The organism is Candidatus Neomarinimicrobiota bacterium, from assembly GCA_012964825.1.
GTDB lineage: Bacteria > Fidelibacterota > Marinisomatia > Marinisomatales > S15-B10 > UBA2125.
Genome location: DTTI01000037.1, coordinates 74,128 through 100,813, shown reverse-complemented (window position 1 = coordinate 100,813; position 26,686 = coordinate 74,128). Strand labels below are relative to the sequence as shown.

At 43.6% G+C, this 26,686-nt stretch carries 18 protein-coding genes; 17 read left to right on the top strand and 1 reads right to left on the bottom strand.

What is annotated here, in order from left to right:
* Positions 1-128: 128 nt before the first annotated feature.
* Complete coding sequence (locus EYO21_03790) at positions 129-2,588, top strand: hypothetical protein (protein HIB02933.1); 2,460 nt, start codon at positions 129-131, stop codon at positions 2,586-2,588.
* A gap of 309 nt (positions 2,589-2,897) precedes the next feature.
* Here the strand turns inward: EYO21_03790 and EYO21_03785 are convergent, their stop codons facing one another.
* Positions 2,898-3,827: a cysteine synthase family protein gene (locus EYO21_03785; GenBank protein ID HIB02932.1), complete on the bottom strand. Its 930-nt coding sequence runs from the start codon at positions 3,825-3,827 to the stop codon at positions 2,898-2,900.
* 332 nt (positions 3,828-4,159) lie between these two features.
* Here EYO21_03785 and EYO21_03780 point away from each other — a divergent pair, with 332 nt between their 5' ends.
* The 16 genes from EYO21_03780 (at position 4,160) to EYO21_03705 (ending at position 26,532) form a co-directional block, all read left to right on the top strand.
* Complete coding sequence (locus EYO21_03780; GenBank protein ID HIB02931.1) at positions 4,160-5,746, top strand: FAD-dependent oxidoreductase; 1,587 nt, start codon at positions 4,160-4,162, stop codon at positions 5,744-5,746.
* Between the two features lie 393 nt (positions 5,747-6,139).
* On the top strand, positions 6,140-7,585 hold the full coding sequence (locus EYO21_03775) for a DUF229 domain-containing protein (protein ID HIB02930.1): 1,446 nt from the start codon (positions 6,140-6,142) through the stop codon (positions 7,583-7,585).
* A 52-nt stretch (positions 7,586-7,637) separates the two neighbouring features.
* Positions 7,638-8,054, top strand: coding sequence for a VOC family protein (locus EYO21_03770; protein HIB02929.1), 417 nt, complete (start codon positions 7,638-7,640; stop codon positions 8,052-8,054).
* Between the two features lie 118 nt (positions 8,055-8,172).
* Positions 8,173-8,736, top strand: a complete 564-nt coding sequence (locus tag EYO21_03765) for an SOS response-associated peptidase (GenBank protein HIB02928.1) — start codon at positions 8,173-8,175, stop codon at positions 8,734-8,736.
* Positions 8,737-8,911: 175 nt separating this feature from the next.
* On the top strand, positions 8,912-9,736 hold the full coding sequence (locus tag EYO21_03760; GenBank protein HIB02927.1) for an FAA hydrolase family protein: 825 nt from the start codon (positions 8,912-8,914) through the stop codon (positions 9,734-9,736).
* 77 nt (positions 9,737-9,813) lie between these two features.
* The gene (locus tag EYO21_03755) at positions 9,814-11,115 is read left to right on the top strand and encodes an amidohydrolase family protein (GenBank protein ID HIB02926.1); all 1,302 of its coding nucleotides are present in this window, start codon (positions 9,814-9,816) and stop codon (positions 11,113-11,115) included.
* A gap of 121 nt (positions 11,116-11,236) precedes the next feature.
* On the top strand, positions 11,237-12,388 hold the full coding sequence (locus tag EYO21_03750; GenBank protein ID HIB02925.1) for a VCBS repeat-containing protein: 1,152 nt from the start codon (positions 11,237-11,239) through the stop codon (positions 12,386-12,388).
* Positions 12,389-12,480: 92 nt separating this feature from the next.
* A complete protein-coding gene (gene gcvP / locus EYO21_03745) occupies positions 12,481-15,294 on the top strand; it encodes an aminomethyl-transferring glycine dehydrogenase (protein HIB02924.1) in 2,814 nt (937 codons plus the stop codon).
* 21 nt (positions 15,295-15,315) lie between these two features.
* Positions 15,316-16,551: a M48 family peptidase gene (locus tag EYO21_03740; GenBank protein ID HIB02923.1), complete on the top strand. Its 1,236-nt coding sequence runs from the start codon at positions 15,316-15,318 to the stop codon at positions 16,549-16,551.
* Positions 16,552-16,615: 64 nt separating this feature from the next.
* Complete coding sequence (locus EYO21_03735) at positions 16,616-16,960, top strand: hypothetical protein (GenBank protein ID HIB02922.1); 345 nt, start codon at positions 16,616-16,618, stop codon at positions 16,958-16,960.
* 97 nt (positions 16,961-17,057) lie between these two features.
* Positions 17,058-17,813 carry a class I SAM-dependent methyltransferase gene (locus EYO21_03730; protein HIB02921.1) on the top strand — a complete coding sequence of 252 codons (756 nt, stop codon included), beginning with the start codon at positions 17,058-17,060 and terminating at the stop codon, positions 17,811-17,813.
* A 50-nt stretch (positions 17,814-17,863) separates the two neighbouring features.
* The gene (locus EYO21_03725; GenBank protein ID HIB02920.1) at positions 17,864-19,327 is read left to right on the top strand and encodes an amidohydrolase; all 1,464 of its coding nucleotides are present in this window, start codon (positions 17,864-17,866) and stop codon (positions 19,325-19,327) included.
* Positions 19,328-19,344: 17 nt separating this feature from the next.
* Positions 19,345-20,232: a tetratricopeptide repeat protein gene (locus tag EYO21_03720; GenBank protein HIB02919.1), complete on the top strand. Its 888-nt coding sequence runs from the start codon at positions 19,345-19,347 to the stop codon at positions 20,230-20,232.
* Between the two features lie 14 nt (positions 20,233-20,246).
* The gene (locus EYO21_03715) at positions 20,247-21,884 is read left to right on the top strand and encodes a DUF885 family protein (GenBank protein HIB02918.1); all 1,638 of its coding nucleotides are present in this window, start codon (positions 20,247-20,249) and stop codon (positions 21,882-21,884) included.
* On the top strand, positions 21,884-24,070 hold the full coding sequence (locus EYO21_03710; protein ID HIB02917.1) for a S9 family peptidase: 2,187 nt from the start codon (positions 21,884-21,886) through the stop codon (positions 24,068-24,070). The genes EYO21_03715 and EYO21_03710 overlap by 1 nt, the downstream gene beginning before the upstream one ends.
* A gap of 83 nt (positions 24,071-24,153) precedes the next feature.
* Positions 24,154-26,532 carry a S9 family peptidase gene (locus EYO21_03705; protein ID HIB02916.1) on the top strand — a complete coding sequence of 793 codons (2,379 nt, stop codon included), beginning with the start codon at positions 24,154-24,156 and terminating at the stop codon, positions 26,530-26,532.
* Positions 26,533-26,686 lie beyond the last annotated feature (154 nt).

Below are 26,686 nucleotides of genomic sequence, written 5' to 3'. Positions count from 1 at the left end.
GAGTTTATATTTTCAATTATTGGGAAAAGGGACTTACTTTTTTAGTAATAAAATACTTTACTCTTGGCGGAATTTCGGCGTAAATAACCCGGTTCAGCGGTCCTTTATCAACCTTATTAGTTCTATTGATGTCCAAACAGCTAGATCATATTGTCTCAGAAGGGATACATATGAAATCTCGAATGAATCAATTCATATTAATATTCTGTTTTGTCTCTGTTGCTTTTGGGCATGATTCCTATAATAAAGGAGATATAGAAGATTACACCAAATTGAAATATAAAGCTGCCATAGCGACGCGTACGGAAGATCCACCGGAAATAGATGGTCGCATCGATGATGCAGCCTGGGAGAAAGCGATTCTAGTGGATGAATTTCTCCAGTTCGAGCCATACAATTTAGAAGCTCCAACAGTTCGGACAGAGTTCCGCGTATTGTACGATGATGAATATCTCTACGTTGCCTTTGATAATTTTGATCCTAATCCTGAAAAAATAATGGCCCGGATGGCTCGCCGTGATGATTGGGAAGAGGGATTTGAATTTAATTCGGATTGGGTTGGTTTTGGAATTGATTCAAGAAATGATGACAAAACAGGATACTGGTTCGCGGTAAATGCAGCCGAGGTTCAGGTGGATGTAGCTATATCGGGAGATGGTTATGACGGATTTGATGGAACATGGAATGCAGTTTGGGATAGTAAGGTTGCTCTGCATCAGCTAGGGTGGTCTGCGGAGATCAGGGTACCATTCAATGTGTTTCAATACAGCAAGGAGCGTATTCAGGAGTGGGGCGCTACTTTTCAAAGGGGTTACTATAATAACCAGGAAGAAATTAATTGGCCTGGAAGAGCAAAAGGTGTTCGGGGCATCGTCCCCCATTTTGGTGTTTTAAAAGGCATTGAGGATATTCCTCAACCAAGAAATATTGAACTTGTGCCCTACCTTTTATCAGGAAAAACGAAGAAAGATGCTACTGAGAGTATTGAGAATATTGGTTTAGATACTCGTTATAACCTTAATTCCAATACTACCCTGAATGTGACCTTTAACCCTGATTTTGGTCAAGTTCAAGCTGACCCGTCCGTGCTCAACCTATCGGCCTTTGAAACACGATTGGATGAACGGCGTCCATTTTTTGTTCAGGGAGCAAATTTCTTTAAAAGCAGGCTTAATCTATTTAACTCGCGGCGAATCGGTAGGAGACCAGATTATTATGCACCTGATTCAGGTACCATTATAGATCGGCCCAATGAGACCACAATTCTTGGTGCTGCGAAAATCTTGGGAGAAACTTCATCAGGATTGCGCTATGGTATTATCGATGCAGTCACAAATCGTGAATATGGTACGCGTGAGTATGAGGTTAATGGAAAAAATGAGAAAGACAACTTTTTACTGGAACCTTACACCAATTACTTTGTGGGTCGGGTTGAAAAACCTGTGATAAATGAGCTATCAACCATTGGAATTATGGGAACAGACCTGCGCCGTCAAGGTGAATCAGATAAAGCCAGCGTTCTGAATTTTGACTGGAGTTTAAAATTAATGGAAAATAAGTTATCATTTACAGGTCAAGCAGCCAATTCTATTACTTCTGATAAAGCAGGTTATGGTGGCCGTTTCATTCTGAGCTATCGTGATCCCGTATGGTGGGAGCTCAGTTCCTGGGGTAGCTTTACCGATAAAAACTTTAATGTGAATGATATGGGATATCAGCAACGAAATAATAACTGGCATGCAGGCTTGCGGGGATCAATTCGACGGGATTATCCTAAAAGTATTTTTCTTAAACAGTCTATCAATCTAAAACTGAGTCTGGGTGGCTTAGGTGATGGATTAATTACTCGACAAAACATCGAAATTGAACAAGACAATGATTTCTCAAATTATTGGGGGCTGGGTTGGCAAATTGAATACAATCCGGAAGTATTTGAAGATGATGACCTTTATCGAGATTCACGTGCGGTGATTATTAAGGATGAAGCCTGGCAATCCTTTAATATTTGGTTTCGAACGGATCGACGGAAAAAATTTATCGTGAGACCCAGGGTTGATTTTAATCGAGGATCAATCCGAGGAATGGGGACTCGTTATGCACTGGAGCTCAAACTGCGACCCACGGATAATATTAATTTGTCGGTGAACACGTCTAAAGAAAATTATCCAGGGTCCATGCAATGGGTTGGTATTGTTGAAGATCAAAGCGGAGTAAATATTATTTATGCCAATACACAACGAGAGGCATTAAATACTGAATTGCGGTTGAATATTGCATTCTCTCCAAAAATGACTTTTGAAGTTTATTATCAGCCATTTAAGGTTGAGATGGATTATGTGGATTACAATCGACTGGTGGAAGAAAAATCGCTAAATGTTTTCCCTTATCAATATAACGAAGATAAAGATTTTCGGATCAACAATCATGTTGGCACCTTTGTATTTCGATGGGAGTATTCACCGGGGAGCCTTATCTATGCTGTCTATAACCTGAATAATAACGGCTATTATTCTTTTGAAGACAAAGTCTGGGACAATTCACAATCAAATTCGTTATTCTTAAAACTTGATTATTTCTTCCAGATTTGATTTTCTGTTTACTCGATTAAATCTAAATAAATAGCCACAGGCAATCTAAGAGGGATAAAGTCAATGAATAACTGGATGAAGTACTTTGCAGTCTACTTATGGGATAGCTACATTTCTTAATGTGATTGATTTGTATGGAGTCTCAATTGGAAAAATTGGAAATTCGATAGAAAATGATATTATTTCATTTAGCTTTCAACCAATAATGCTAGATGATTTTGTTGACGCTTAGTTAAACACTTAGTGGTCGCTCAGGATAAGTACATAGAAGAATACCAAAGCGGCTCATAACCTGTTTGGTAATGTAATTTAATTGTAAATATGGCTACCCAGATATTTGACTCCATTATCACAATTTAATGTGACTATTCGTTTACCTGGTCCAATCTCTTTTGCAAGCTTGATTGCCGCTACTACATTCAATCCAGTAGATGCTCCACCGAAAATACCTTCTTCTTTAGCAAGGAGCTGACACATCTTGAAAGCTTGCTCCTGATCAATCGCTCGTATTTCTTTTAGCTTAGAGCGGTCTAGAAACGGTGGTTCAAACCCAACACCAATGCCTTCAACTCGATGTGGACCACCTTTTCCAGTTGTAAGGAAAGGGGATTGCAAAGGTTCAAACGCAATTATTTCTGCTTGTACATTTGATTTTACTAGTCCGTCAAAAGTTCCCATCAAAGCAGCTCCAGTTCCTACTGCAGCACAAAAAATATCAAGTTCTCCATCAAGCCTCTTGGCAATTTCTATACCTAAGGGTATATATCCAATTCGAACGTCCAGCGAACCAAATTGGTCGGCATAGTATGTTTTAGGTTTTTTCGCAAGCTCATAAGCCCGGTTTTTCATTCGTTGGATTAAATCTGGAGTGATAGTACCATCCTCACTTTTTTCAACCAGTACCTCGGCACCAAAAGCTTCCATTGCTTGTTGTTTGCTTTTTGAAAATGCATCAGAAAAGACCGCAATGAATTTTAGGCCAAGAACAGCTGAGATAAAGGCCAAAGCTGTCCCAGTGCTCCCACCTGTGTATTCGATGACAGTATCCCCGGGAGCTACATCTCCTCTTTCAACGGCACGCGTTAGAACAGATAATGCCATACGATCTTTGTATGATCCAGTGGGATTTCCTCCCTCAAGTTTTAGCCAAACTTCAGCTGAGTCCTTGGGAACAATTTTTTCTAATCGGACAAGGGGAGTGTTTCCTATTGCAACAAGAGCGTTTATTTTATCTTTCATTGTATCTTTATTTTATTAACATATGACGTATAGTAGATAATTATAATAGATATCGCAACATCAACCCCTCACTTATTAGCGGGGTATTTTGTTTAAAGGCATACCAAGCTTCATGTTCTCCAGCTAATTGACTTTACCGCTATCTCTCCTTAGTTTGGCTCCGGAGAGGTAGTTTTCCCATTATGCTTTCACATCAGCTTTCTCAACGACTTTCCCAACCTCAATCTAGAAAGTGATAGGGGTATGGTCAGGATGCAAGAGGGAGAGATATAGTTGGGTATTATTTTATGGCATTAAGAAGTTAATGAAGGGGTTAACTGAAAGGCTCGTTTATGAAAGAAAGTTATGATTTTGTGATTATTGGTGCAGGGTCTGCCGGCTGTGTTCTGGCCAACAGACTGAGTGCCGATGGTCAAAATAGCGTATTGATCTTGGAAGCCGGTCGTGATGATAAAAAGCAGGATATTCATATTCCTGCTGGTTTCCCGAAACTTTTCAAAACTGAATTTGACTACGGTTATATGACGACGCCCCAGGCAACCATGAATGAACGGGAACTGTATCTACCCCGCGGAAAAACCCTGGGGGGTTCCAGCAGCATAAATGCCATGATTTATATCCGTGGGAATCGACAGGATTATGACGAATGGAATTCCATGGGCAACGAAGGATGGTCCTACGATAAGGTTCTTCCATACTTCAAAAAAGCAGAAAACCAGGAAGTGATCCAAAATGAATACCATGGTGAGGGGGGTCCACTGAATGTGACCAACCGCAATTACACCAACCCGCTTTCAGAGATTTTTGTTAAAGCAGCTCAGGAATTAGGATATGAGCTCAATCCGGATTTTAATGGGGCCAAGCAAGAGGGATTTGGTTATTACCAGGTAACCCAAAAAAACGGTGCTCGCTGCAGTACGGCTGTGGCTTACCTGCACCCGGCTGCTGACCGCAAAAACTTAACTATTGTGGTCAATGCCCAGGTAGAGCGTATCGTGATGGAAAACGATCGGGTGACCGGAGTGATATACCACCAAAACGGACAAGCAGTCCAAGTAGACGTTAATAAAGAAGTAATCCTGAGTGCAGGAGCCTATAATAGCCCCCAGATCCTGATGTTATCTGGCATTGGTGATGGAGAAGAATTACAAAAGCATGGGATACCGGTATCTAAACATCTTCCTGGAGTGGGAAAGAACCTCCAGGACCATATGGTGTATTTCACAATTTTCAATTCGAGCTATAAGGGGTCTCTTGATTCGGCTGAGAACTTCCCCGTGGTATTCAAAAACCTGTTAACCTACCTGCTGTTCAAAAAAGGACCATTCAGCAGTAATATTGGCGAAGCAGGTGGGTTTATCCAGTCTTCCCCGGACCAACCTGCGGTTGACACCCAATTCCACTTTGGACCCGCTTATTACGTAGAACATGGTTTTAACAACCCTGAAAAAGGCAACGGGTTTTCTATTGGAGGTGAATTACTGAACCCCACCAGTAAGGGAACAGTTAGATTGTCATCCTCTGATTTCCAGGCTAACCCCATCATTGACCACAATTACCTAAGTACTGACGATGACGTAAAAAGATCTATTTGGGGATATAAGGTCACAGAGCAAATTGGGTTAACTGAGGCCTTCAAACCTTATCGATCCGGTTATTATATTCCGGAGAAACCCCTGACCGATGATAGCGCTATCGAAGATTTTATTCGGGAAACCGGAGAAACCCTTTACCATCCCACCAGTACCTGTAAAATGGGTATAGATGACATGGCAGTGGTTGATTCAGAGCTAAGGGTGCATGGCCTTACGGGATTACGGGTAGTTGATGCATCGGTAATGCCCAATGTAATTCGCGGCAATACCAATGCTCCCACCATCATGATAGCCGAGAAAGCTGCCGATATGATCCTGAATTAAGGATAATAAAAGATTAATAGCTATAGAATGACTACTTATAATATTAACTCATAGTATGGGTGGGTTAGTTATGATATCCAGTGATGATTATTCTGACATGGAAACAAATGTTGATGAGATATAAGCAACAAAATTCTTTTAGCTTAAGCCTGGGGAGGATGAGAGGAGAAAAACATTTATCATTATATTTATTTTACTTAATACCGCATGAGTCCTGAGCAGTCAATTGAATATCAACGGGAAATATTTGCTGCAATGCAGAAGAACACTTTTTGGGCCTGGTGGAATTTTTCCCGGTATTACAAGAAGTGGAGAAATACCTGCTCGGTCACCCATAAATTCTGATCAATTGATAAAAATAAAATATTTGCACAGACTTATTTCTCAAGACTCATGAAACCAATTTTTTTAACCCACCTGATTTTTTTACTGAGTGTTGTAGCTGCTCAACCGCCTAAAAGCACCAAAACTAACTTAATCATTGTTTATCCTGATCAAATGCGGGGTCAGGCCATGGGATTTGTTGAGCAGGAACCTGTTCAAACACCATATATAGATCAATTTGCTTCCCAAAGTTTAGTTCTCACTGAAGCGGTGAGTAATTATCCCATATGTAGTCCAACCAGGGCCAGCCTCATGACAGGGCAATATCCTCAAGGCCATGGAGTATGGGGTAATTGTAATACCATAACAGCGCCATTTGGTTATGAATTGGAAGAAGCTGCCCAAACCTGGTCTGATATCCTTAAAAACCAAGGCTATAGTATGGGCTACATAGGTAAATGGCATTTAGATAGCCCCTATGAACCTTATATCAATACTTCAAACAATGCTGGCAAAGTTAAATGGAATGAGTGGACGCCACCGTCTCGGCGGCATGGATTTGATTATTGGTATGCCTATGGTACTTATGATCAGCATAACAAACCCATGTATTGGACCACAAGTGCGAACAGAAATTCCTTTAATTATGTCAATCAATGGGGTCCTGAACATGAAACGGATCTTGCTATCAAATACATAAAAAATGAAAAGAAGAACTATAGAGATCCGAGTCAGCCTTTTGCTTTGATGGTATCTATGAATCCGCCCCATATGCCTTATGCTGCAGTGAAAGACCGATACAAAGCTATTTATGCAGATATTCCTCTGGAGGACTTAATTCAAAGACCTAATATCCCAGCAGAAGGGACCAAGTGGGGAGATTATTATAGAAAACATATTCGAAATTATTATGCCATGATAACTGGCGTGGATGAACAATTCGGTCGAATCCTCACTGTTTTGGAAGAAACGGGATTAGAGGACAATACGATTGTTCTTTTTTCTTCAGACCATGGGAACTGCTTGGGTATACACGACCAAATATCTAAGAACAACCATTACGAAGAATCAATGCGTATACCACTTATCATTCGCTGGCCAGGGAAAATAAGCGCTAGGCAGGATAATCTCTTAATTTCTACTCCGGATGTTTTCCCCAGTCTGCTTGGTCTGTTAGGTTTAACTGAAGAGATATCAAATGATATAGGTGGTACTGATTATTCACCAATATTTTTGACGGGGGAAGGTGAACGGCCGTCCTCGCAACTTTACATTTATTCACCACCTGGTAATAAAGATATGGGTAGAAGGGGAATAAGAACACACCGGTATACGTTCATGATGAGTAGAATTGAAGGCGAAACTGATCAAATTGAACTTTACGATAATCGTTCTGATATGTATCAACTCAGGAATATCAGCGATCAGAGGCAGGATATAATTGATGATCTATATGCTGAATTAAAAATGTGGCTGAAAAAAACCGATGATCCGTGGATTAAGCATATACAATAATCGATTTACGCTATAGTAGTATGTATTTATGAAACACAATTCAGGAGATTACATGAAGCCAAGAATAAGCATGATTACTTTGGGCGTAAGTGATCTGGATAAATCAATCAAGTTCTACAAAGAAGGTTTAGGCTTTCCCAGAATGGAGTCTTCACCAGAAATTGCTTTTTTTACGCTTAATGGTAGTTGGTTAAGTTTGTACATACGTGAATCTCTTGCCGAAGATGCAACTGTCTCACCGGAGGGAAGTGGATTTAACGGTTTCACTTTGTCTCATAATGTTGCATCGGAATCTGAGGTAGATCAAATAATTGAGCACTCAGTATCAGTGGGAGCAATACTAGTTAAAACACCACAAAAAGTATTTGGGGGGGGTTATTCTGGTTACTTCAAAGATCCAGATGGTTACCTATGGGAGGTTGCTCATAATCCCCACTTTTGGGTAGGACCTGAGGATGAACATGATTAACAAGTTGCTACGCTGGGTGGCAGTCCCATTATGTTTTTCAACCCAAATCTCTACCCGGGAAATGATGAGGGGATGGTCATGATGAGAGAGGTTCATACATTATTGAGTAATATATTAAATGTGTGGTAGGTACTCTCTCACAAATACTGACTATGTCAAAGAAAGCTATAACTTGGATGTGAAACCAAGATATAACATTGCACCTTCTCAAGAAATTCTCGCTGTCATTGATAAACCACAAATGCTGAAATGGTGTTATTCACCATCGTGGGCTAAAAAGCCAATGAACTTGATTAATGCTCGTTCGGAAACATTGAAAGAAAAACCATCATTTAGAGAAGCCAAAAGATGTGTGATTGTTGCTGATGGCTGGTATGAATGGAAGAAGGAGGCTCAGAGTAAAACACCCTTTTACCATCATTTAAATGGACAGGTATTTCATTTTGCAGGACTATATAATTCAGAAGGTTGTTTGATTGTTACAACAGAAGCTTGTTCAAAACTTTCACACGTACATCACAGAATGCCAGTTTTACTTGAAGATTTGGAAATTAGAGATTGGTTAGGAGGAAAAGATGTCTTTGCATCACCCCTTTCAAATCTTATACATACATATCCTGTCACAAAATATGTAAATAATCCAAGAAACGACGACGAGAATTGCAGCAAAGAGTTAACATAATCTGTGTAACCTATTTTCATTTCAACATTATGCTGTTCAACCTAATTCTCAATCTCCACATGGAAAGTGATGGAAGGATGGTCAGGATGAAAAAGGCAAACACATTATATCAAGTTGGTGGATAGCTGGTAGTTATGTTGTATACTTTTTTTACATCACTAAATAAGAGGAAACAATGAACAAAAAACGGTTATTCATTACATTACTTATAGCCATATCTTCTGCCTTACTCGGATCCGAAACTACTAAGTACGTTCGATATACATATCAAGGTCAAGAATCCTACGGAATCCTGGAAGGAGAAACTGTACGAGAGTTGGACGGGGATATTTTCTCTGCGTCGACTCCTAGTGGAAAAACCCTAAAACTCTCCGAAGTTCACCTTCTAGCACCCTGTAAACCGTCAAAGGTCATCGCTGTGGGCCTAAACTATCGCAGCCATATTGGTAACAGGCCAGTACCTGAGTATCCCGGTCTTTTTGCCAAGTACCCTTCCTCAATCATTGGGCATGAAGAAAGCATTATAATGCCTTCAGACGCCACAGACTTGCATTATGAAGGTGAACTGGTAATTGTGATTGGAAAGAAAGCGAAAAATATTTCTGTGTCTGAAGCACCTAACTACATATTTGGCGTCACAGCTGGGAACGACGTGAGCGAGCGGAAGTGGCAACAAGCTGATTTGCAGTGGTTGAGAGCAAAAGCTTCAGATACATTTGGTCCAGTAGGGCCTGCAATTGTCACAGGATTAAATTATAATGACCTACTGCTCCAAACACGCTTAAACGGTGACTTACGGCAGTCAGAGCGCACGAAAGACCTGGTTTACAATGTTGAAACAATTGTTAGTTACATCAGCCGTTACGTTACCCTCCACCCAGGGGATCTCATTTTTACAGGAACGCCTGGATCAACAAAACCGATGAAACCTAATGACATTGTAGAAATTGAATTGGAAGGTGTTGGAGTTCTCCGGAACAAAGTGGTTGTATCACAATAATAGCAAGTAGATCAAAATATAATTCTTAGGGGAAATTACATTTCAATAATACACATGCATAATTGGGTACTATACTAATGAATCCTATAATAAGAAGCGTAACCATGAAAAAACTAAAAACAATTGGCTTCATTCTTTGTTTGTTGGTGTCTGTTTTTCCTATTCAGGCACAGCAAACCTTGATCCGTGCTGGTCGGCTCATTGATACACACAAGAAATCGAGCAAAAAAAATGTAGATATTCTGGTGGAGGGAAACCGGATTATCAAAGTCGGGAAAACACTAAAATCTAATTCAGCCACCGTTATTGATTTGAGCGACAAGACAGTGTTGCCAGGACTAATTGATGGTCACACACACATCTGCTTAACCCCTGATTATAGTAGTAATCCACCAGTTCTTTATAAAACAAATACTTACCGCACCATGGAAGCCTATAAAGCGGCTAAACGAATACTGAATTCAGGTTTTACTACGATAAGAGATGTTGATAATGAGGGTGCAGATATGGCGGACATCGCTGTCCGTGATGCAATTAACGAAGGTATGTTTGTTGGGCCCCGGATATTTGTATCTGGCTGGGCCATCAGCATCACCGGCGGGCACATGAATCTTACCGGTTTGCGACCATCTATAGATAAGAAAGTCGAACAGTTAGCCATCATTGCCGATAATTCTGATGATATGGTCGCTGCGATTCGTGATCAGCGTAAATCTGGAGTGGACTTTATAAAAATATATGCCACAGGGACATTGAGGCATATCAATCGAGAAACCTTGGAACCCCTATCTCAGCTAAGCACAGAAGAAGTTGAGATTATGGTGAATGAAGCGCGCAGGTGGAATATGGATGTGGCCGCCCACGCCTATGGTGGTACCGGCGCATATCATGCTGTAAAAGGTGGCGTTCACAGTCTTGAGCACGGATTGTTTCTGGATGACAAAACAGTGGAACTTATGGTCCAAAACGGAACATTTTGGTGCCCGACTATGACTGTTTATTTCCCAGATGAAGACGCAAGTGAAGCGGATATTCGATTTCATAATCGTATTGTAGCCGAACATAAAAAATCCTTTAAGCTTGCCATGGATAAGGGAGTAAAAATTGCATTTGGTACGGATATTGGTTCCATGCCTCATGGAGAAGGTTGGCGCGAAATGGAACTCATGGTCGAGTATGGAATGTCACCCATGGATGTGATCCATTCTGCCACAGTAATGGGTGCCAAGTTGCTTCGAAAAAACCACGAGCTAGGTCAGATAAAAGAAGGCTATTTTGCTGATATTATTGCTGTTGATGGAAATCCGGATGACGATATTAAAAAATTTAGATCCGTAAATTTTGTGATGGTGAATGGTACTATTGTAAAAAATAATTAAAATCAATAACCACAAGACTTTCTATTTATCTCCAATATAGACAGGTTCAAATTTCTGCCTGGCCATAGAGCTGCTATCTTCTCAACCATCTATCTCAATTGGTGATTGAATAAACGGAATTATGCATAGGCACACTATTAAGATAACCGGAACGGTTGTAGGATTGGTCTTAAGGTTATTTTTTTTCTTTTGTTTGGGTTATAATCTTTTACCAGCACAGACGAGAGTCTTTAAACCTCATCTATATGGCTACTTGGGAACTGATGAAAGTTTAACAGCATCTGCGACTGTTGGCGATTTGGATGGGGACGGTGATCTGGACATTTTAATCGGGAACGGGCGGCACTGGGCCGAACAAAACTATATTTTCTATAACACCGGCCGGGGTTTTTTTCGTAGAGCCGTTCGACTGGGTGAGGAATTAAACACCACTTATGTAGTACCAATCGCCGATCTGGACAATGATGGTGATTTGGATGTGGTGGTGGGCAATGATCGCATTCAGAACATGGTTTTCAAGAATGACGGTAAAGGGCACATGGTGTTTGATCACTATTTTGGATATTCTGAATCAAATACACGAGGTTTATGCCTGGCAGATTTGAACAGTGACAATTTTGTTGATATAGCTGTAGCGAACCGCCGCTCTCAAAATTTCATCTATTTGAACAATAGGAAAGGAGAGTTTAGTTCTTCACAACCTTTTGGGTTGGCTGATGAAGCGACTATTGCTATTGCTTCGGCAGACATGAATAGGGATGGCCACCAAGATTTGATCCTGGCTAACCGAAACGCCCAGCCCAATAAAATATATTTTGGTCCTAAGTTTATTAATCATGGAACATATGGAACAGGTAAAGATGAAACACGGGATTTGGCAATCAGTGACATGAATGGGGATGGGCATATGGATATTGTAACCGCAAATATTGGACAGAAGAATGTTGTCTATTACGGCAATTCGAAAGGAGAATTTTTGAAATCCCGAAGTTTTGGGAGTGAATTAGATGCGACCTATTCTATAGACTTGGGCGACCTTGACCTAGATGGTGACATTGATATTGTGGTTGGTAATGCAGGGGGAATAAATCACTATTTTTTGAGTAATGGAACAAACTTTAATCAATATGAATTCGGCTCAATTGAAAATGTAACCTATGGGGTGTCCGTAGGAGATCTTAATGGGGATAACTACCCAGACATTGTTACTGCAAACTCAGGGAGTCAGAACATTATTTATCTTAACCAACCAGCAAACAATTTGGATCGATAGTTTATTAATTAGTCCAGTATCGGCGATTTCGTTGTTAATTTTCTGTCGGCAGCTTTCCTGGTAATATCTTAAAATGATTTATTGATTACAGTATGACAACTTTCCAAACAAGACATCTAGGCTCCAGTAATAACGAAGCAGCTGAAATGCTGGCGGTACTGGGATTTGAGAATAGAGAAAAATTTATTGAACAAGTTTTACCTCAATCCATCCGATGGAAAAACAAACTTACTGATCCAAGCCCCCTATCAGAGACCGAGGTATTGGAATTATTGGCTCAAATTGCTAGGGAAAACCGTCCAGGAAAATGCTACATTGGTCAGGGCTACTATAATTCTACCACGCCGCCGGTGATCCGGAGAAACATTCTGGAAAATCCTGCTTGGTATACAGCTTACACACCTTATCAGGCGGAGATCTCCCAGGGGCGGCTGGAGGCGCTCCTGAACTATCAGACCTGCGTCAGCGATCTCACCGGTCTGCCTTTGGCCAACGCTTCTCTTCTGGATGAAGCCACCGCCGCCGCAGAGGCTATGACCATGTTCCACCGTGCCCATAATAAAGGGTCTGTTTTTCTGGTGTCGGACAATTGCCATCCCCAGACTGTGGCAGTCATTAAGAGCCGGGCCGAACCACAAAACGTTGAAGTAAAAGTTTTACCCCACAGTGACTTCAGTTTTGATGAAACTGTTTTTGGGGCCCTCATACAGTACCCCGACACCTCCGGCGCCATCCACCATGTCAGCGATCTCTGTAAGTCAGCCCACGAGGCCGGCGTCTTTGTCTGTGCCGCCACAGACCTTATGGCGTTAACTCTTCTGAAACCGCCGGGAGAGTTCGGCGTCCACGCCGCCGTAGGGAACAGCCAGCGATTTGGCGTGCCTTTAGGTTACGGCGGGCCTCACGCCGCATTCTTTGCAACTTCAGAAAATTTCAAACGGCTCATGCCCGGCAGGATTATCGGTGTTACGGTGGACGCCCGGGGAAACCGCTCTCTCCGGATGGCCCTCCAGACACGGGAGCAGCATATCCGGAGAGACAAGGCCACCTCCAACATCTGCACTTCCCAGGTGCTCCTGGCTGTTATGGCCAGCATGTATGCTGTCTACCACGGTCCCGAGGGACTGAAACAGATTGCTGAAAAAATTCACAAAAATGCCGGAATCCTTTTCCATTCCTTGAAAAAGGCCGGTCTTGAGGTGACAGACAGACCGTTTTTTGATACCGTCCGGTTTGTGCCGAAAAAAGGGTGGGAGGCAAAGACCACAAAGAAGGGGATTTCCATCAGGGAATTCGATGACGGGTCCGTGGCCGTCTCGGTAGATGAGACCACAACGGGAGTAGATGTCGTCGATTTGCTGGAATGCTTCGGGGCGTCGCTCACGGAAACGGAGCCTGCTCCCCTCCCCGGTGATCTGACTCGGAAATCATCTTACATGGATCATCCGGTGTTTAACAGCTATCATACGGAAACGGAACTGCTGAGGTACATCCGCCATTTGGAGACCAAAGATTTTTCTCTAGTGGACGGTATGATCCCCCTGGGGTCGTGCACCATGAAGCTCAACGCCACCGCACAGATGGAGTCGCTGTCGCAGCCCGGTTTTGCCAACTTGCACCCTTTTGCCCCGGCTGAAGACGCCAGGGGTTATGCATCCCTCATAGGCGATCTTACAAACTGGCTTTGTGCTGCCACCGGCTATTACGATATTTCTTTTCAGCCCAACTCCGGCGCCCAAGGGGAATACACGGGGCTCCTGGTGATTCGGGCTGCTCACCAGGATAATGGCAATGACCAAAGAAAAGTCTGCCTCATTCCTTCCTCGGCCCACGGGACCAACCCCGCCAGCGCCATTATGGTTGGTATGGACGTGATCGTGGTGAATTGTGATGACAGTGGCAACATCGACAAAACAGACCTTACTACCAAGGCCGAAGAGGCTGGAGATAAGCTGGCCGCCTGCATGATTACCTACCCGTCCACTCATGGCGTTTTCGAGGAGGGGATCAAAGAAATTTGCGACGTCATTCACGCTCATGGTGGGCTGGTTTATCTGGATGGTGCTAACATGAACGCCATGATAGGGCTCAGTCGCCCGGCCGATCTCGGTGCCGATGTGTGTCACTTGAACCTCCACAAGACATTTGCCATTCCACATGGCGGTGGCGGACCGGGAATGGGCCCCATTGGCGTTACCGAAGAGTTGGCACCGTTCCTGCCAGGGCATCCGGTGGTAGAATGTGGCGGTGATAAAGCCATCGGCTCGGTGTCGGCATCTCCTTACGGCAGCGCTTCCATCCTTACCATCTCTTATGCCTACATGGCCCTGTTAGGGGCTGAAGGGTTGACCCGATCCACGGAAACTGCCATCCTCAACGCCAATTACATTGCCAAAGGGCTGGAGGAGTATTACCCTGTTCTGTACCGGGGTGCCAACGGACTGGTAGCCCATGAATTTATTCTGGACCTGAGGCCCTTTCGCAGGAGCGCCAACATCACGGAAGAGGATGTGGCCAAGCGCCTCATGGATTTCGGTTTTCACGCCCCAACCATGAGCTGGCCCGTCCCCGGCACCATGATGGTGGAACCGACGGAGAGTGAATCTAAGGCGGAGCTGGATCGATTTGTGGAAGCCATGATCACCATCCGCCGAGAGATCAGCGACATTGAATCAGGTAAGCTGGACAAAGAAGACAACCCCTTGAAAAACGCCCCTCACACCGTCCAGATGGTGACTGACGACGATTGGAGCCACCCCTACTCCAGGGGAAAGGCAGCCTATCCGGTGCCCGGATTAAAGCAGAGGAAATTTTGGCCCGCCGCCGCTCGCGTAGACAACGCCTATGGCGACCGGAACCTGGTCTGCACTTGCCCTCCTGTGACAGCGTATACTGAATTGTCCTAACAGTTTGTTCGATCCTGTTCTATGGAACTGATCTATTATCTCATCATCATCAGCGCCCTAGTGGGGGAATACCTGCTCTCCACCGTCAGCGCTGTCCTTAACATGAATAGTATCACCGATGAGGTGCCAGAAGAATTCAAAGGTGTTTACGATTCTGAACAATATGCCCGGTCCCAGGCCTACCTGAGAGCCAGGACCCGGTTTGGCCTTGTTTCCGGCACATTTAGTTTGCTGCTGTTGCTCATTGTGATCCATATTGGTCTATTCGGTTTTCTGGATGGTTTTGTCCGGGCTCAAACCACCCAGCCCCTCCTGGCGGGGCTCCTCTTTTTCGGTATCATTTTTATTATAATCGATCTCATCAATATTCCTTTTTCTCTTTACAGCACCTTTGTTATTGAAGAAAAATTTGACTTCAACCGAACCACGCCGAAGACTTATATCATAGATAAACTGAAAGGATATCTTCTCACCGCCGTTTTGGGTAGTGCTGTCGTGGCGCCTATCCTCTATTTCTTTGACGTCTTCGGGGCCAGCGGCTGGTGGATCGCCTGGATAGCAGTGACCCTATTTACCGTGGCCGTTCAGCCCCTGTTTGTTCACGTCATTGCTCCCATGTTCAACAAATTCACGCCTCTGGAAGCGGGGGAACTCCGTTCTGCCATCGAGGCTTATTCGGAAAAGGTGAACTTCCCCATCGCCCGCATCGACGTCATGGATGGAAGTCGCCGGTCAGCCCACTCCAACGCCTACTTCAGTGGCCTGGGGAAGAGCAAGCGGGTGGCCCTTTTTGACACTCTTCTGGAAAAGCACACTACGGAGGAGATCGTTTCCGTTGTGGCCCACGAGGTGGGACACTTCAAGAAAAAACATATCATCATGGGCACAACGCTCGGCGTGCTTCAGATGGGTATCATGCTCTTTATCTTTAACCTCATCATGAGCGATTCTGCTCTCTTCGCTGTCTTTGGTGTAAATCAGGTCTCTGTTCATGCCGGGATGGTCTTTTTCGCTATGCTCTATGCACCGGTGAGTCTGGTGACATCCATCTTTACCACGGCCCTGAGCCGCCGGAATGAGTTCCAGGCTGACGGCTATGCTTTAGAAACGACACGGAACCACGAGGCGCTGGTGAGTATGCTGAAAGGCCTTGCCATCAGCAACCTTTCTCACCTGACGCCTCATCCGCTCACTGTTTTCCTTTCTTACAGCCATCCGCCCGTGCTGAAACGCATTGCGGCCGTGTCTCCCGTATAAGAGAGAAGTCTTTTAACAGTTGGCCTGAAAAGGTTATACTTGTTAGAGGTAGCTCTCAATGAATCTGCATTATGACACATTCGGTCAGATTACTGTTGACGATCAGCTCTATCCTCACGACGTGGTTGTAGATAGGAAGTCCGTCGTAAAACGGCTGAAGAAAAACAGCAAGCACCTCCGGTCCCAGTACGGCCACACTCCTCTGGGTCCTGATGAAAATATTCCGTGGGAGTGTGAAGAACTGGTCATCGGCACAGGTTTCTATGGCAGTCTACCGGTCACCGATGAGGTGGTCCGGGCGGCTGAAAAGAAAAATGTAGAACTGAAGATGATGAAAACAGTGGAGGCGTGCCGTTATCTTATGGAGACTGATACCGATGCTAACGCTGTGCTGCACGTTACCTGCTGACCTGAGCACCGGGGAACGAGTACATCACCCACTATGAGGGAGGGTTTGCGCAATCTTAAGCCAATCTTTATAAACGGATTATTCTTTCTAAGACAATATGACTGATCCGGAAAAGCCGTCTCTGGAAAATCTTGTTGAAAGCGGTATTATTGATGTTGAATCCCTTCATCCCGGCGGTATGGTTGTCACCGAAGAACTGGCTGAATTGTGCTGCGTGAATGAAAACACCCTTTTGCTGGATGTGGCTTCCGGTACGGGGGAGAGTGCCTGTTTTCTGGCGGAAAAGTACGGCTGTACCATTACGGGGATCGATGCTTCAGAAGCTCTGGTTCAACATGCCACTGAGAAGGCTAGGGCACGGGGTTTCCGAATCGATTTTCGGGTGGGAGATGCGCACGATCTGCTTTTTGATGAGAACAGATTCGATGTGGTTATCTCTGAATGTACTACCTGTGTACTGGACAAAGAGCGGGCTATTGCCGAAATGGTGCGTGTAACAAAGCCCGGCGGCTATGTTGGCATACATGACATATGTTGGCAGGATGACACTCCTGAAAAAATGAAGATCAGGCTTGAGGAGATAGAAGGTGAAAAACCGGAGACACTGGAAAGTTGGGCGGACCTGTTCAGACAAGCGGGACTGGTGAATTGTGAAAGTATCGACAGATCTGCATTGATCCCTGTCTGGATAAGATCATCAAAAAAGAATTTAGGGTGGAAGGGTCAATGGAATATCGCAAAAACCGTTTACAGGAGATGGGGTTTAAACGGCCTCATGACAGTTTGGGCATCGCAACGTATATTTTCAAGCAGGCATACAGGGTATGGAATCACTGTAGGCCGTAAAGGGTGAGAGCAAAATTGAACTACATATCGTTAAACTCAATAACAGGAGTCTACAAGATGACAAATAAATCCTTTCCAATTCATCATTCACTTTCTCGATTATTTTTGTTGTTGGTAGCGTTATTGATTGCTGCCCCGGTTAAGGGTAAGGTCAAATGGACTGCCAACAAAAAAGCTGTTGTGGCTTCTGTCGAAAAACATAAAAAAGAACTAACCGGCATCAGTGACAATATCTGGTCTTATGCAGAATTGGCGTTGGTGGAGCATCAATCTTCCAGGGCACTTTCTGATTATGCTGAGAAAAATGGATTCAAAGTTGAGCGGGGCGTGGCTGGGATGCCCACTGCCTTTGTAGCTACTTACGGATCAGGGAAACCCCGCATTGGTATTCTTGGAGAGTTTGATGCCAACGCCGGGATCTCTCAAAAAGCACAGCCCACAAAGGAAGCACGGATTACAGGCGCACCAGGGCACGGTTGTGGTCACAATCTTTTCGGTACAGGCAGTCTGGGCGCCGCCATTGCCATTAAGGAGCTTATGGAAAAGAAAAAACTGAAAGGGACTGTTGTCTTTATTGGCACCCCTGCAGAGGAGACAATATTTGGGAAGACTTATATGGCTAGGGCGGGCCTTTTCGATGATCTGGATGTCTGCATGGATTGGCACCCCGGTGATAATCTGGAAGCCAGTACTCAAAGCAGTAAAGCGCTGGTGGACTTCAGAGTAAAGTTTTATGGAAAGGCGGCTCATGCCTCGGCGGACCCTTGGAATGGGTTTAGTGCAGTTGATGGCTTGGAACTCTATACCACCGGCATGAACTATTACAGAGAGCATATACGACCAACTGCAAGAATTCATTATCATATTGAAACTGCCGGCGATGTTGTCAATGTTGTACCTGAACATGCGCAGATCTGGACGCGAGTTCGGGAGAATGACAGGGGAAACCTGAACGTGGTATATGAACGGGTAAAGAAAATTGCTGAAGGTGCAGCCATGATGGCTGAAGTGGATTATTCTATTGAACTGATCTCAGGAATATATGAGATTCAACCCAACCGAACAGGAGCAGCGGCTTTACTGAAAAATATGGAGCTGTTGGGTCCCATCGACTACTCAAAGGATGAACTTAAGTATGCCAAGACGATCCAGCGGGAAACAGACAAACCGGAAGATGGAATGGACGCAGATATCGAACCCTTGCGAGAAACCTTGCCAGCGCAGGGTGGATCAACGGATGTAGGCGATGTGAGTCAGATCATTCCTGTTGTACGTGCCCGCGTTACCGCCGCCCCTAAAGATGTGCCGTGGCACTCCTGGGCGGTTGTGGCCTGCACTGGTATGTCAATCGGTCACAAGGGGATGCTTTTTGCAGCCAAATCTCTTAGCATGACCATGGTGGATCTCTTTGAAAATCCTCAGCTTGTTAAAGAGATAAAAGCTGAGTTCAAGGAAAGAAAAGGGGATAAGGTCTACAAGGCAATGATACCTGATGGTCCTCCTCCTGTTCCTCAGAATTGAGTTTGGTGCACTTTTCAATGACTGATATTGCCAGAAAAGTATCCCGGTTTAACCTTTTGGTGTTGTTGAGCATTTTTCTTGCTTGTACTCAATCGCCTGATTCGAGGCGGCTGGAAACAGTCTCAATGCTTGGAGCAGAACTCTATTCTGACAACGGCGGTGACAGTCTCTTGATGGGAATAGAAACCAGGCTGTCGGCGGAACCGAACAACCTCTCCACTCTCATGGAGAAAGGATCGGTGCTTGAAGGGTTAAGGCGGTACAGAGAAGCCGTAGAAGTTTACACACAATGTCTGTTGCTCAGTCCTGAATCGCCGGAAATTTTGAGACGACGGGGGCAGCGGTACATTACTCTTAGAAAACTGGACAGTGCCACTGCCGATCTGGAGCTGACAGCCAGGCGCCACACCTTTGTGAAGGCTGAAAATCTGAAGTACACGGAAAACCTCAACTGGGCCATTTGGTATTACCTTGCTTTGACCTACTACCTTAAAGCGGATTTCGAAAAAGCGTTGACAGCTTTTCAAAAAAGTTATGATTATTCTGCTGACAATGTATCTCTTCTTGCATCTGTGAACTGGGTCCACAATTGTCTCAGAAGATTAGGCCGATCGAATGAAGCCAGACAAGTGGTAGAGCCTATCAAAGAGGATATGGGGTATTCAGGGAATTACTATAAGTGCATCCTTGTCTACAACGGTACCAAAACAGAGTCAGAAACAATCAATTATAATATAGCTAAGGATTTTGAAATGTGTACTGTTGGATACGGCATGGCAAACTTCCATTGGGTGAATGGGGACAGAAAGACTGCCCTGGAAATTTTTAGGAAAATCGTGGCTGAGGAAACTTGGCAAGCGAATGGATTCTTGGCAGCCGAAGCTGAATTAAGCAAAATACAATAATCTTAGAGGGAAAAATGATGAAAAAAATCATAGCTGTCCAAATTATGCTGCTCATGCTGGGGACCGTCATATCCTGCAATAAGAGCAGTGATGTGAGTATCATGAACAGTCATTCCAGTCTTGTGGAGCTATACCATGACTGGCGTGCCTTTCAAGGAGATTTGTTCACAGACGGAGTCCCCGATTACAGTGATGAACGGATGAAAAAGCAGTATGATGAGTTTCCTGTATACAAGAACCGGTTGGCTAATTTTGATACCACCGGCTGGTCCATTCCCCACCGCATTGATTATCATCTAGTGCTGGCCGAAATGAATGGCCTGGATTTTGACCACAGGGTGATCAAGCCGTGGAAAAGGAGCCCTGCTTTTTATGGCATTATATGGGATTCCCAGAGTGATACACCAGCCCATGAAGGATCTGTCGCGCATGGCCTTGTTGAACTGTGGGAATATGATTATCCCCTGTCTGATGCCGATATAATAAAACTTACTCAAGGGTTACGAACAGTGTCTCCATTTCTGGTACAGGCAAAGATCAATCTCACAGGCAACGCCCGTGATCTGTGGCGCGGCGGCATTCATCGAATGGAATCACAGTCCAGAACATTGGCTGATCTTTTAGATAAAACTATGGATACCTCAGAAATATTAACAGCAGCCATCAATGATGCAAAAATTGCCACTGATGATTTTATCACTTGGCTGGAAACAAAACTGTCTTCCAAACAAGGCAAATCAGGAATTGGAATCGACAATTATAACTGGTATCTGAAAAACGTTCACTTGGTACCTTACAGCTGGAAAGAGATTGAGACTATGATGCGCCGAGAGCTGGTACGGGCCCACTCTTCTCTAAAACTGGAAGAGCACCGCAATCAAGATCTTCCCCCTTTGATTCCCATGACAAGTAAAGAAGAATATGACAAAAAAACGCATGCGTCCGTTACAGAATTTATTTCTCTGTTGGAAGATAGGGATATTGTCTCCATGGAAGATTATATGGACCAGGCCCTTAGGGAACGAATCAGTCCTTACAGCCCTATTGAACCCAGGGAATTTTTTTCTGAGGTGATATTTCACGACCCAATGGTCATGCGCACCCATTTTTACCACTGGTTCGATTTGGCACGTATGCGTGATGAACCTCATTCAAGCCCAATCAGAAGCAACCCGTTGTTATACAACATCTGGGATAGCCGATCTGAAGGGCTGGCGACTGGAATGGAAGAAATGATGATGCACGCGGGGCTGTTTGATCATCACCCTCGGGCACGAGAATTGTTCCATATTCTTCTGGCTCAGCGGGCTGCACGAGCGTTGGGTGATTTGATGATGCACGCCAACAAATGGGATATTAATCAGGCAGTGGACTTTACTTCCAGAAACACACCTAGAAACTGGCTTAGACAAGATGGTAGGACAGTGGTTTTTGAACAGCACCTGTATCTGCAGCAACCCTCTTATGGGACAACCTATCTTGTAGGAAAGATCCAAATCGAATCGCTGATGACCGACCGGGCAATAGAGTTAGGAGAAGCATTTACTTTAAAAGGATTCATGGATGAAATAAACCAGGTAGGACTCATACCCGCCTCCATGATGCGGTGGGAAATGACAGGCAGTGTTGAACATCTGCGCGGTATAAAGTGATGACAGCACGCTTTATTTCTTACGATAGTATTGAAGTAAGGACAGAGAATTTGGACATGCTATATAAAGCAGGGACATCTTTGTCTGTAATATTAGCGGCATTTATTGTTTCATGTTCTCCTTATCCTCTTCCGCCTGAAACTCGAGTCGATGATGTTGTTGAAGAAATGCATGGGCTATCAATTCCTGATCCCTATCATTGGCTGGAAGATCGTAAGACTCTTGAAACTCAAAATTGGATAAATAAACAGAACAAATATGCTGAGGAGGTTGTTGGTGATACTCCTCATCGTAATTACGTTGAAGAAAGGCTTCGAGAACTTATGGATATTGCAGTGACTCCATTGCCTAAAGAAGCAGGGAACTATGAATATTTTTCAATGCGCCGTCAGGGTGATGATTTGCCGATTATCTTCCGAAGACCATTGCCTGAAGATGAAGAAACACGAAAGATGCCTATTAATCCTTCGGAAGACTTCGAGATAGTGCTGGATCCACATGGTATGAGTCCTGAGAACACAACACGTTTCTCTATTGTCACCTTTAATAAAAAGGGCAATCTTATGATATATAACGAACGTGATGGTGGAGAAGATGAATTAAGAATACGTGTTCGAGATGTGGATTCAGGTGTCGATTTACCTGATAGCTTGCCACGATTTTTATATAGTACTATATCTTTCTCCCATGATCAAAGAGGCTTCTATTACGTTAAGCGATCACGAAAAATTGGTCCTAGAGTGATGTACCATGAGTTGGGGACAGAACATGCCAAAGATAAGCTGATTTTTGGAGAAGGTTACGGTCCGGAACAATTTATTAATGTTAAGCAGGTCGACGAGGGACGCTATCTTATCTTTACAGTACAGTACGGTTGGTCCAAATCGGATATTCTTTTTCAGGATATGGAAAAAAATGGGCCTATTAGAACTATAGTAGATGATATCAATGCCCGTTTTTATACAAGTTTCATAGATGGTGAACTATATATACGTACAAACTACAGGGCTGATAAGAATCGTTTGTTGGCAATTAATCTTGACGATCCTGATAAAATAAATTGGCGTGAGGTAATCCCAGAGGATAAAAATGTGATGGAAAACTTTGTAAAGATCGATGACAAGTTTTATGTCACTTATCTATACAATGGCAGTAATCAGATCAAAGTTTTCGAACAGGACGGCACTTTTTCCGGGGGAATTTTTGTTCCGGAGTTTCATCGCGCATCAATAAGAGCCGGAAAGGATAAAGACGCTTTTGTTACTATTGTATCCTTTACTACTCCGGAAACAACATACAGAATTGATCTGGACACTGGTGAAAGAATGATCTGGGATCAACACCAAATTGACTGGTCTCCTGAAAATATTGTCGTTGAACAAGTTTGGCGAAATTCTAAAGATGGCACACATGTGCCAATGTGGGTTGTGCATCACAAAGATGTGCAATTGAATGGGAAAAATCCCACATGGCTGTCCGGTTATGGTGGGTTCTATGTGGCTCGTAAACCGAGTTTTAGTCCCACTGTGGCATTGTGGTTAGAGTTGGGAGGGGTTTACGCATTAGCCACCCTTCGCGGTGGAAGTGAGTTTGGGGAATCTTGGCATCGTGACGGCATGTTGTTGAACAAGCAACACGTGTTTGATGATTTTATTTCAGCTGCTGAATTCCTTATAGATAAAGGTTATACCAACCCTGACAAACTTGTCATCCAGGGAGGAAGTAATGGTGGTCTTTTGGTCGGCGCTGCATTAACTCAGCGTCCCGAACTCTTCCGAGCGGTTTTATGTGACTTTCCTGACGTTGATATTTTGCGATTCCCGTGGTACACGATGAGTAATAATGCTCCAGCCCTCTTGGAATACGGTAATTCGAAGATACGGGAACAGTTCGAAGCGATTAGAAAATACTCACCTTATCAAAATGTTAGGACTAACACGGCGTATCCGGCGGTCATGTTCTCTACAGGGGATTTGGATACTCGGGTGCCTCCTTCGGCTGCTTTTAAAATGGCTGCTAGACTTCAGGCATATACAATATCTGGTTTCCCGATTATTCTTCGATATCATCATAAGGCTGGCCACGCTGCTGGCCGAGGATTGTCATTTAGCCGGAGGATTCTTGATACAGCTATGAAATTCACATTTGTAGTTCAACAACTTGATGTTCAAATGACCTTTGATTAGAAATCAATCCATGATCAATCTTTTTCAAGTTCTCAACCACACTATCGTTTATTATTAATCAATTTGGATGGAGGAGACCATTAATGAAGACTGTTAACTTTGTCCTCTCGATCTGTCTTTTATTACTCATTGTATTTCTATTTATTACTGATTATCACCTGAGTTCAAATTCGCCTAAGGATTTAACAGGAAATGATTATGCGCGGGCAGAGCAATTTCTTCCCTGGAATACATACAATATGGTTTCTGGAGATGAAGTTGTTCCTCGGTTCTTGGAAGATGGCCGATTTTGGTTCCGCAGTCATACGGAATCGGGACATGAGTTTGTTCTGGTGGATCCTGCAACAAAAAATCGAGAAGTTGCATTCGACCATGACCGTTTGGCTGCGGGTCTTTCAGCTTTAACGGATACTACTTATGAAGGCCACAAACTTCCGTTCAGAGAATTCAGATTCTTGGAAAGAGAGAATTCAATACAATTCTTTATATCTGATTCAATCCGTTGGACTTGCAACACTTCAAGTTACGAGTGTTTATCCCCCGACACAGTGCATAAGCGTCAAGTCTGGGAAAGGCCCTCACCTGATGGACAATGGTTGGTGTTTGAGAGAGATGAGAATCTTTGGACTCGCAATGTTATAAGTGGTAAAGAAAAACAACTTAGTTTGGATGGAGAAAATGATTATGGCTATGGTGTTGTTCCTGAGGGGTGTTGTCAGGAAATCACAAATCGTCGCCGTGGACGAAAATTGTCTCCAAGACTTAAATGGTCTCCAGATTCACGCCGAATTGTTGCTCATCGTTATGATGAGAGAAACGTTAAGCGGTTGCATCTATTAGAAGCGGCAGATGGACGCCCGATGCTTCATTCTTATGCTTATGCAATGCCCGGTGATTCAATTATTCCCACAGCTGAAGCTTGGATATTTGATATCCAAGCGGGAGTTTCAAGACAAGTAGATGTGGAACCTCAGCCTGGTGGTTTTACTAGCAATGACACAGTTTATAGTGTTGTACAGTGGACATCAGATTCAAAAAGACTTTTCTATACGACAAGGAGCAGAGATTATAAAACTTATCGTCTGTATAATGTAGATGCTCGGACTGGTCAAGCTACACAAGTTTTAGAAGAGGTTGGTTCAACCTATGTTGAGCTAAATCAATTTACTCGCTATCGCCCGGCCTGGCGTGTTATGGGCAACGGCTCAGAATTTATATGGTGGTCTGAGCGAGATGGCTGGGGGCATCTATATCTTTATGACGGATCTGGCAAACTCAATAATCGCATTACATCAGGAGCTTGGCTGGTTACGGATGTGATTCATGTTGATGAAGATGAACGTAAAGTCTATTTCACTGCGGTTGGTAAAGAAGAAGTTGGCAACCCATATTACCAGTATTTATACAAAATCAACTTGGATGGCTCAGATTTGCAATTACTTTCACTAGAAAATGCCGCCCACACAATCAAGCCGTTTCCTTCAGGAAAATTGTTTATTGATCAGTATTCCACACCGGATGCTCCTCCAATTGCTGTGGTTAGATCTTCAAATGGAGAAATAATTCTTGAATTTGAATCAGGCAATATATCACGGCTTGAAAAAGCTGGATGGAAACCACCTGTGACATTTAATGCAAAGGGCAGGGATGGTGTAACGGACGTTTATGGGTTACTTTGGTTTCCATCTGATTATGATGTCGCAAAAAGCTATCCCATTATTGATTATATCTACCCCGGGCCTCAAGTAGGCTCCGTGTCATTCTATACGTTTTCAGCAAATGGACGAGGCAATGCAAGAGCGCTAGCTGAATTGGGCTTTATTGTTTTTGCAGTGGATGCTTTTGGCACACCATTTAGGTCTAAATCATTTCATGATTTTTATTATGAAAATATGAGAGACAATGGACTGCCTGATCATATTTCGGCAATTAAACAGCTTGCCGCACGCTATCCTCAAATGGATTTGGATCGTGTGGGAATATTCGGTCATTCTGGAGGTGGTTTTTCATCGACAGATGCAATCTTTAGCTATCCAGACTTCTTTAAAGTGGCAGTATCCGGTGCTGGTAACCATGACAATCGCGGATATCACTTTGCATGGGGTGAAAAATATCAGGGTTTATTGGCGAAACGAGAAGATGATACGGACAGCTACGATAGTCAAGCGAACCAGAATATTGCCAATAATCTGCAAGGTAAATTGTTACTTCATTATGGTACTCTGGATGACAATGTTCATCCTAATATGACTCACAGAGTTATAGAAGAACTCATAGAAAACAACAAGGATTTTGACATGTTTGTTCTTCCTAATCGTAACCACTCATATGCTAATGAGCCATATGTTCTTCGAAGAACGTGGGATTATTTTGTTGAGCATTTGTTGGAGGTAGGTCCTCCTGAGGAATACCGACTATCCGAACCTTCTGAAGAATATAAACTTATGAGAAGTCGCCGATAGAGCGATCTCTTGAGTTTTGTTGTTCATGTTTGCTAAATACTTACATGATGTATCTTTGAATAACGGTCCTGTTCCAATACTATAAAAGGATTTGTGGATGAAATAAACCAGGAAGGGCTCATACCCGCTTCCATGATACTGTGGTAAATGACGA

Coding starts and splice junctions, on each gene's coding strand:
- EYO21_03790 (HIB02933.1), top strand. CDS start 129: ATGTCCAAACAGCTAGATCATATTGTCTCAGAAGGGATACATATGAAA.
- EYO21_03785 (HIB02932.1), bottom strand. CDS start 3,827: ATGAAAGATAAAATAAACGCTCTTGTTGCAATAGGAAACACTCCCCTT.
- EYO21_03780 (HIB02931.1), top strand. CDS start 4,160: ATGAAAGAAAGTTATGATTTTGTGATTATTGGTGCAGGGTCTGCCGGC.
- EYO21_03775 (HIB02930.1), top strand. CDS start 6,140: ATGAAACCAATTTTTTTAACCCACCTGATTTTTTTACTGAGTGTTGTA.
- EYO21_03770 (HIB02929.1), top strand. CDS start 7,638: ATGAAGCCAAGAATAAGCATGATTACTTTGGGCGTAAGTGATCTGGAT.
- EYO21_03765 (HIB02928.1), top strand. CDS start 8,173: ATGTGTGGTAGGTACTCTCTCACAAATACTGACTATGTCAAAGAAAGC.
- EYO21_03760 (HIB02927.1), top strand. CDS start 8,912: ATGAACAAAAAACGGTTATTCATTACATTACTTATAGCCATATCTTCT.
- EYO21_03755 (HIB02926.1), top strand. CDS start 9,814: ATGAATCCTATAATAAGAAGCGTAACCATGAAAAAACTAAAAACAATT.
- EYO21_03750 (HIB02925.1), top strand. CDS start 11,237: ATGCATAGGCACACTATTAAGATAACCGGAACGGTTGTAGGATTGGTC.
- gcvP (HIB02924.1), top strand. CDS start 12,481: ATGACAACTTTCCAAACAAGACATCTAGGCTCCAGTAATAACGAAGCA.
- EYO21_03740 (HIB02923.1), top strand. CDS start 15,316: ATGGAACTGATCTATTATCTCATCATCATCAGCGCCCTAGTGGGGGAA.
- EYO21_03730 (HIB02921.1), top strand. CDS start 17,058: ATGACTGATCCGGAAAAGCCGTCTCTGGAAAATCTTGTTGAAAGCGGT.
- EYO21_03725 (HIB02920.1), top strand. CDS start 17,864: ATGACAAATAAATCCTTTCCAATTCATCATTCACTTTCTCGATTATTT.
- EYO21_03720 (HIB02919.1), top strand. CDS start 19,345: ATGACTGATATTGCCAGAAAAGTATCCCGGTTTAACCTTTTGGTGTTG.
- EYO21_03715 (HIB02918.1), top strand. CDS start 20,247: ATGATGAAAAAAATCATAGCTGTCCAAATTATGCTGCTCATGCTGGGG.
- EYO21_03710 (HIB02917.1), top strand. CDS start 21,884: ATGACAGCACGCTTTATTTCTTACGATAGTATTGAAGTAAGGACAGAG.
- EYO21_03705 (HIB02916.1), top strand. CDS start 24,154: ATGAAGACTGTTAACTTTGTCCTCTCGATCTGTCTTTTATTACTCATT.